At 70.2% G+C, this 7032-nt stretch carries 9 protein-coding genes and 1 pseudogene; 6 read left to right on the top strand and 4 right to left on the bottom strand.

All coding sequences use genetic code 11. The features are described 5' to 3' along the window. Positions 1 to 181: 181 nt before the first annotated feature. Positions 182 to 352, bottom strand: coding sequence for a hypothetical protein (locus tag B1L11_RS46980; RefSeq protein ID WP_179155243.1), 171 nt, complete (start codon positions 350 to 352; stop codon positions 182 to 184). A 205-nt stretch (positions 353 to 557) separates the two neighbouring features. Between B1L11_RS46980 and B1L11_RS20385 the strand changes: the two genes are divergently transcribed. Next, positions 558 to 1193, top strand: coding sequence for a sigma-70 family RNA polymerase sigma factor (locus B1L11_RS20385; RefSeq protein ID WP_079315952.1), 636 nt, complete (start codon positions 558 to 560; stop codon positions 1191 to 1193). 10 nt (positions 1194 to 1203) lie between these two features. On the opposite strand, the gene B1L11_RS20380 is transcribed toward B1L11_RS20385, so the two are convergent. The 3 genes and pseudogenes from B1L11_RS20380 to B1L11_RS51435 form a co-directional block, all read right to left on the bottom strand. Beyond that, positions 1204 to 1572 (bottom strand): hypothetical protein, encoded by a 369-nt coding sequence (locus B1L11_RS20380; protein ID WP_079315951.1) that lies wholly within the window; start codon positions 1570 to 1572, stop codon positions 1204 to 1206. Positions 1573 to 1628: 56 nt separating this feature from the next. Beyond that, positions 1629 to 2042 carry a hypothetical protein gene (locus B1L11_RS51440; protein WP_256862732.1) on the bottom strand — a complete coding sequence of 138 codons (414 nt, stop codon included), beginning with the start codon at positions 2040 to 2042 and terminating at the stop codon, positions 1629 to 1631. 196 nt (positions 2043 to 2238) lie between these two features. Beyond that, positions 2239 to 2628, bottom strand: a pseudogene (locus tag B1L11_RS51435) (DNA polymerase ligase N-terminal domain-containing protein); the annotation flags it as partial. 122 nt (positions 2629 to 2750) lie between these two features. Here B1L11_RS51435 and B1L11_RS20370 point away from each other — a divergent pair. From B1L11_RS20370 to B1L11_RS20350, 5 genes are all read left to right on the top strand, one after another. After that, positions 2751 to 4517, top strand: a complete 1767-nt coding sequence (locus B1L11_RS20370) for a 5'-nucleotidase C-terminal domain-containing protein (protein ID WP_079315950.1) — start codon at positions 2751 to 2753, stop codon at positions 4515 to 4517. Between the two features lie 143 nt (positions 4518 to 4660). Next, positions 4661 to 5404: a hypothetical protein gene (locus tag B1L11_RS20365; protein ID WP_218671212.1), complete on the top strand. Its 744-nt coding sequence runs from the start codon at positions 4661 to 4663 to the stop codon at positions 5402 to 5404. Between the two features lie 58 nt (positions 5405 to 5462). Continuing rightward, positions 5463 to 5957: an RNA polymerase sigma factor gene (locus tag B1L11_RS20360; protein ID WP_143737410.1), complete on the top strand. Its 495-nt coding sequence runs from the start codon at positions 5463 to 5465 to the stop codon at positions 5955 to 5957. Further along, positions 5954 to 6415: a hypothetical protein gene (locus B1L11_RS20355; RefSeq protein WP_079315949.1), complete on the top strand. Its 462-nt coding sequence runs from the start codon at positions 5954 to 5956 to the stop codon at positions 6413 to 6415. Before B1L11_RS20360 ends, B1L11_RS20355 begins: the two co-directional genes overlap by 4 nt. Then, positions 6412 to 6957, top strand: coding sequence for a hypothetical protein (locus B1L11_RS20350; protein ID WP_079315948.1), 546 nt, complete (start codon positions 6412 to 6414; stop codon positions 6955 to 6957). The genes B1L11_RS20355 and B1L11_RS20350 overlap by 4 nt, the downstream gene beginning before the upstream one ends. The last annotated feature ends 75 nt before the right edge of the window (positions 6958 to 7032 follow it).

The following is a 7032-nucleotide window of genomic DNA, read 5'->3' as shown; positions in this document are numbered from 1 at the left end:
GTCGCAGGCCGCGAGCACCAGCGTGTGCGGCACCCGCGCCCCCGGAGGCCCCGCACCCGGCGGACCCTCTTCGGGCGGCCCCGCCCCCGGTGGCCCCGCCGGTGGCCCTGCCCCCGGCGGAACGGTCCCGCCGGCCGGTCGCCGCGACGCCGCCTGAACGCCGCCCCCCGGCCGGTACGGATCATTCGTCGGCGGGTTCCTCGACGTCGTCGGGCGAGTCGGCGCCGGGGGCGTGCCAGTCGCCCGACGCGCCGCCGTCCAGGTCCGAACAGGGCTCCACGTCGGGTGACTGCGCCAGCGGCGGCAGCCGGTCAGGGATCAGGTGCTCCGGCCCCGCGTTGTCCTTGGGCATGGCATCCTCCTCGGGCTGCTGCCTCTCCGTCTTCGCGTACCCCCGGGTGGCTCGGACATTCGGTCAGGTCGCGGGAACGGGCACGGTAGCCGAAAACAGAAGCGCGAGCCGTGTTGAAAGGGAGACGAGGGGTAGGCGGACCGTGCGACCGGACCGGACAAAGCGGTCGTAACTGATAGAGGCAGGCTCTCAAGGAGGTGGGGATATGACGATCGTCGACGACACGGCGGTCGAACGACGGCGGCTGCGGTTCGAGCGGGACGCGCTGCCGTACATCGACCAGATCTACGCCGGCGCCCTACGGCTCGCCCGCAACCCCGCCGACGCCGAAGACCTGGTGCAGGACGTCTACATGCGGGCCTTCAGCAACTTCCACCAGTTCCGCGAGGGCACGAACCTGCGGGCCTGGCTGTACCGCATCCTGACCAACACCTACATCAACACCTACCGCAGGCAGCAGCGGCAGCCGCAGCGGTCCGCGACCGAGGACGTGGAGGACTGGCAGCTCGCCGAGGCGGCCTCGCACACCTCGTCAGGGCTCAAGTCGGCCGAGGTGGAGGCACTGGAGGGGCTGCCCGACTCCCGGGTGAAGCAGGCGCTGCAGGAGCTGCCCGAGGACTTCCGGCTGGCGGTCTACCTCGCCGACGTGGAGGGCTTCGCCTACAAGGAGATCGCGCAGATCATGGACGTCCCCATCGGCACGGTCATGTCGCGGCTGCACCGGGGACGCCGCCAGCTGCGAACCAAGCTGGAGGACTACGCCGCCGAACTCGGTCTGCTCCGGTCGGTGAGCGCCGCCGCACCGGACGGCGAGAGAACCCGGGACGGCGAGAAAGCCTAGGCGAAAGGGCTCAGGCGTCCTCGCGCTCGGGGTTCTCCAGCCGGAAGAAGTTGCTCGGGCTGCCGTCCTTGCGGTGCTCCTGGTAGATGAAGTTGAGCTTGCGCTCCTCGAACGTCGTGAACCACTCGTCCCAGGAGATCTCCTGCAGGTCTTCGCCGCCGTAGCCCTGGAAGTCGAACCGGAGGACGCCAGGACGGCCCTCGTGCTCGGTGCCGGGGACGGTGGCGGGTCTGGCGTCCCGCTCCTCGGCCCACCGCCTGATCACCTCGTGGTCGGTCGTGATCAGGCTGCGTCCCGGGCGCTCCTCGTGCTCCTCCGCGGAGGCGATCTCCTGCTCGTACTTGTGCTCGCCGGTGACCGGGTGGTGCTGCTCGGACATCTCGACACCTCCCCCTCGTTCTCCCTACCCCCCGCCACCGGCCTTACCCTGCGGCCTTACCCTGTTGCCTTCCCGGGCAGCCGCACCCAGGCGGCGGACTCCTCCCCCGGCGCGTACGCGGAGTCGAGGCGCTTGCCCACCACGCCGGGTAGGCCCTGCTCGGCCGCCGTTCGCCGCACCGCGTCCACCTCGCCGGGCCAGGACGGCGCCGTCTGCCAGCGCGGCCCGTTCACCGCCAGGTCCTCCAGGCCCGTACGGCGGCGCTCGAACGGCTCGTCCAGCAACGACCGGCCGTCGTCGTACAGCAGGTCGTAGGCGACGTAGACGGCGGTGCCCGCGAACGTGACGACCTCGCCGTCGAGCACGACCGCCCTGCTGCCGAACGACTCGGCCAGCGGGCGCAACCAGCGGTGCTCCCCGGTGACGTCCGCGCCGCCCGCGTCGCGCAGGGTGAGCCTGCCCCCCTCCACGTACGCGAGCGCCCGCGCCCCCGCCCCACCAGAACTCCCAGGCGTACGCCTCGGGGTCGCGCGGCACGCGGGCGCGGGTCACCGGCGTCATCGGCGCGAGCGAGGCGGGCGGGGGCTCCCACTGCCCACTGGGCGGGTCCATCCGGTGGATCATCCAGTTGCGGCCGCGGGTCTGGAACAGCACGTAGCGGCCGGCGACCCGGGAGCCGCTCAGCACGATCTTCACCTCGCGGTCGCTCCACTTCTCGGTCGCGTAGTGGCCGCGGTCCCAGATCGTCATCGTGCCGCCGCCGTACTCGCCCTTGGGGATCTCGCCCTCGAACCGGGCGTACTCCATGGGGTGGTCCTCGGTGTGGACGGCGAGGTGGTTGGTCGCGGGGTCGGGCGGCAGGCCTTTGGGGATCGCCCAGGAGACCAGCACCCCGCCCCGCTCCAGGCGCAGGTCCCAGTGCAGGGACCGGGCGTGGTGCTCCTGGATGACGAACGTGTCGTCCTCACCCCGCGGCAGCGGCCCTTCGGCGGGGATCGGCTCGCTGGTGCGCGTCGCGTCGCGCTTGGCCCGGTAGGTCTCGAGTTTGTCCGCCATCCCACTCGTCCTACCCACGGCGCGACTCCCCCGTGGGTGACAAGCGTGTCACCTTGTAGCGACATGTCCGGTTAAGGACTTCGTGACCACTTGGTAATTGGCAATCACTATCGTCACGCAGCATGAGTTCAGCGATCAGGTTGACCGCGGGCGCCGGCGTCGTGGCCCTCGGTCTCCTCCTGCCCGGCACCCCCGCCACCGCGGCCCCGAGCCACACGGTCAAGATCACCGTCATGGCCAGCTCCGACATCCACGGAAACGCGCTCAACTGGGACTACTACAAGAACGCGGAGTACGACGACAGCGCGCACAACGACGTGGGCCTGGCCAAGATCTCGACGATGGTGTCGAAGATCAGGGCCGACCGCGGCGCCGACCACACCCTGCTGTTCGACTCCGGTGACACCCTCCAGGGCACGCCGCTGGACTACTACTACGCCAAGGTCGAGCCGATCACCTCGACGGGCGAGGTCCACCCCATGGCGAAGGCCATGAACGCCATCGGGTACGACGCCGTGACGCTGGGCAACCACGAGTTCAACTACGGCCTGCCGCTGCTCGGCGCGTGGGTCAAGCAGATGAAGGCACCGGTCCTCGGCGCGAACGCCGTCTCCGCGAAGACCGGCCTGCCGGCCTACCAGCCGTTCGTCATCAAGACCATGAAGGTGAAGGGCGAAAAGCCGATCAAGGTGGGCGTGCTCGGCCTCACCAACCCCGGCGTCGCCATCTGGGACAAGGCGAACGTCGACGGCAAGCTGAGGTTCCTCGACCTCGTCGAGACCGCCAAGAAGTGGGTGCCGGTCATCCGCGGCCTCGGCGCCGACGTGGTCATGGTCACCGCCCACGCCGGGGACAACGGCCTGTCGTCGTACGGCTCCGACCTGCCGGTGGAGAACGCCGCCGCCATGGTCGCCGAGCAGGTGCCCGGCGTCGACGCCGTCCTGTTCGGCCACGCGCACAACGACGTGCCGCAGCGCTTCGTCACCAACAAGGTCACCGGGCAGCAGGTGCTGCTGACCGAGCCCAGCAAGTGGGGCCAGCGCCTCAGCGTCGTCGACTTCACGCTCGCCAAGGAGCGCGGGAAGTGGACGGTGACCGGCAAGTCGTCCACCACGCTCAACACCAACACGGTGGCCGAGGACCCGAAGATCGTCGCGCTCATGAAGGAGCAGCACGACAAGACCGTCGGCTACGTCAACAAGGTCATCGCGCAGTCCACCCAGGAGCTGTCGGCGGCCGAGTCGCCGTACAAGGACACGCCGATCCTCGACTACATCCAGAAGGTCCAGACCGACCTCGTCAGCAAGGCCATCGCCGGCACCGCCGACGCCTCGCTGCCCGTGCTGTCGATCGCCGCGCCGTTCAGCCGCACCGCCGTGTTCCCGGCCGGGCCGGTCAGCGTCCGCGACATGGCCGGGCTGTACGTCTACGACAACACGCTGCTCGGCATCAAGCTGAACGGCGCCCAGATCAAGGACTTCCTGGAGTATTCGGCGAAGTACTTCGCCCAGGTCGCCCCGGGCGCGCCGATCGACCTCGCCACGCTCACCAACGCCGGCGGCACGCCCGACTACAACTACGACCAGCTCTCCGGCGTGACGTACGACATCGACATCTCCAAGCCCGTCGGCCAGCGCATCGTCGGCCTGTCCTACCAGGGCAAGCCCGTCACCGCCGACCAGCAGTTCGTCGTGGCCATCAACAACTACCGCCAGTCGGGCGGCGGCGGCTTCCCGCACGTCTCGACCGCCCCGGTGGTCTACAACGCCCAGGTGGAGATCCGCCAGGCGCTGATCGAGTACGCCGCCGCGACCGGCACCATCGACCCGGCGACGTTCGCCGAGGCGAACTGGAAGCTCGTCCGCGACGGGGTTCCCGTCTTCAAGTAGTGAGCGGGGGGTGGTCCGCGTCCCGGGCCACCCCCTTCTTCCTGAGCGGTCGTACTCAGTCGATCCGGGTGATCCCGCTCATGCCCGCGCGCCGGTCCGGCGGCGACACTGACGTGTCCGAACAGCCGGCGGAAAGGATGGCCGTGAGCAGAAGCGGGATCGTCTTTCTCGCGATCGTGTCCACGATCGCGGGGATCGTCCTGGTCTACGTGGTGGACGTGCCGCTGCCGGTGGTCGTCTCGCTGGGCTTCGGAGCGCTGTGCCTGCTCTGGCTGATCGTGCTCCTGACGGTGCCGTGGAACCTGTACTTCCAGGCTCACGCCCTGATCCACGAGATACGGATCAGCCGCGAGCGCGGGGTGGAGGTCTCGCCCGAGCGCGAGGCGGAGGCCCGCCGCATCGCGGTGCGCATGCGCGGGGCGGCCGTCGCCGCCCACCTGCTGTCGGCCGCCCTGCTCGCGGTCGTCACCTACTTCTCCGGCGAGACCGTCGGCTACTACTTCGCCGTCTTCTACCTGATCGCCACGTTCTTCAGGCCCGCCGGAGCCTGGTTCTCCCACCTGCGCAACCGCATGACCACGATGCTGGAGGAGGTCCGGTATCCGCGCGAGGACGTCGTCACGCTCGTCGAGCGGGTCAAAACCCTGGAGGGTCAGGCCGAGGAGTCCGAGGCCAAAGCCGCCGAACTGGCCGAGCGCCTCGACGCCCTCACCTCGGAGACGCGCGCCGGGTTCCACGCGGCCACGGCGCGTGCGGACGACCTCGACCGCCGGTTCGACGCGATGGGCAGGAAATTCGAGGACTCCCTCAGCCGCCTCACCGACAACCAGGAGGTCCTCTCGGGCATCAAGGCGTTCCTCCGCCTGATCAGATCCGAGACGGCGTAGTCCGCGAGATTTCCGGCGGGGCCCTGTAATCGGGGGCTCCGAAGTGGAACTACTGAATATGGATGACCCCGAAGAACGCTTCACCGAGCTGTACGACCGGCATTACCGGAACGTGCTCGGGTACGCGCTGCTCCGCGCCGAACGGCAGTCGGCCGAGGACATCGCGAGCGAGACGTTCCTGATCGCCTGGCGACGGTTCGCCCAGGTGCCGGAGCACCCCCTGCCGTGGCTCCTCGCCGTCGCCCGCAACCTGCTGCGCAAGCAACGCCACCTCGACATGCGGCGGCTGCGGCTGACCACGCTGTCTCCGGAAGGGGACGTGGCCGACCAGATCAGCGAACGGCAGGCGGCGCTCGACGCCCTCACCCGCCTTTCCGGTGCCGACGCGGAGGCCCTGATCCTCACGAGCTGGTACGGCCTCGGCCCCCCCGAGGCGGCGAAGGTCGTCGGATGCTCGGCGCGCACGTTCGCCGTCCGTCTCCACCGCGCCCGCCGGCGTCTGGCGGACATGCTCAATCCCCCTCAGGCGATCCTCCAGGAGCAGATGCGATGAACACCGACGAACTGATCCGTGCCCTGCGGCCCGACGACCTTCTCGACGAGACCTACCACCGCCGCCGCGAGGCCGACCTCGCCCGGATCTTCGCCGACCTTCCCGCCCGCCGGCCCTCGTCCGTACGGGCCCGGCTGGTGCTCGCGGGTGCGGCGGCGGCCGGGTTCGCCGTGGTGGCGGTCCCGGCCGTCGTGGCCGGTGTCGCGGTGTCCCACAAGGCGGAGGAGCCGGCGGGGAGCCGCGTCGCCTCCGCGCCGCCGAGCCGCGCGACGCCCCTCGTGACGCTCGACGCGCGGTCGTTCCTCCTGGCGGGCGCGGACAACGCCGCCCGTGCGGACGGGAAGGCGGGCCGCTTCTGGTACAGCCGGCAACGGACCTACCAGCCGCGGCCGTCGGCCGGATCCTCGTCTCCACCACCGAGACCTGGTACGACGGCGCCACCGGCCGGGGCCGCATGACGACCGGCCCGGACATCGAGGTCGTCGCGGGCGAGGGCGCCCGGACGGCGAAGCCCACGCCCAGGACGCAGGACTTCACGATGAAGCTGCTGTTCGGCATCGGCGGCGAGGACCTGTCCCAGGACGACCTTTGGCGGCTGCCCCGGGATGTCGAGGGCCTGCACCGCTGGCTCGAGGCCCACCGGCGCGACGAGCCGTACGCGGACTTCACGTTCCGGATGACACGATTGGTGCTCTCTTCCCCGACCACTCCGGCCACCCGGGCCGCGATGCTGCGGATCCTCGCCGGCCAGCCGGGCCTCAGGCTGGAGCGCGGCGTCGTCGACCCGATCGGCCGTCCCGGCGCCGCGGTCGTCTCCGCCGACGGTGCGAACCGCCTGGTCGTCGACGAGTCGGGGGCGCGCCTGCTCGCGGAGGAGTACAACGGCCCGGACAGAGAGGAAAGGCGCGCCGGGCGCACCGTCTACCCAGGCGCGCGCAGGGGCGAGAAGACCGTGTACGAAGCCTCGGGCTGGACCGACGAGATCGGCGACCGACCGTAGGCTACGAACCGGAAATTCCGGATTTCGTGCACGGTCCTGCCACTGCCCGATACCCTCTGCCGGGTCGAGATTGTT

The organism is Microbispora sp. GKU 823 (genome assembly GCF_002027145.1).
GTDB lineage: Bacteria > Actinomycetota > Actinomycetes > Streptosporangiales > Streptosporangiaceae > Microbispora > Microbispora siamensis.
Note: the sequence above shows the minus strand (reverse complement) of the source record. Positions and strands in the feature narration are given on the sequence as shown.

Bases quoted from the DNA above. Each gene is read 5' to 3' on its own strand.
- B1L11_RS46980 (WP_179155243.1), bottom strand. From the start codon at position 352: ATGCCCAAGGACAACGCGGGGCCGGAGCACCTGATCCCTGACCGGCTG.
- B1L11_RS20385 (WP_079315952.1), top strand. From the start codon at position 558: ATGACGATCGTCGACGACACGGCGGTCGAACGACGGCGGCTGCGGTTC.
- B1L11_RS20380 (WP_079315951.1), bottom strand. From the start codon at position 1,572: ATGTCCGAGCAGCACCACCCGGTCACCGGCGAGCACAAGTACGAGCAG.
- B1L11_RS20370 (WP_079315950.1), top strand. From the start codon at position 2,751: ATGAGTTCAGCGATCAGGTTGACCGCGGGCGCCGGCGTCGTGGCCCTC.
- B1L11_RS20360 (WP_143737410.1), top strand. From the start codon at position 5,463: ATGGATGACCCCGAAGAACGCTTCACCGAGCTGTACGACCGGCATTAC.
- B1L11_RS20355 (WP_079315949.1), top strand. From the start codon at position 5,954: ATGAACACCGACGAACTGATCCGTGCCCTGCGGCCCGACGACCTTCTC.
- B1L11_RS20350 (WP_079315948.1), top strand. From the start codon at position 6,412: ATGACGACCGGCCCGGACATCGAGGTCGTCGCGGGCGAGGGCGCCCGG.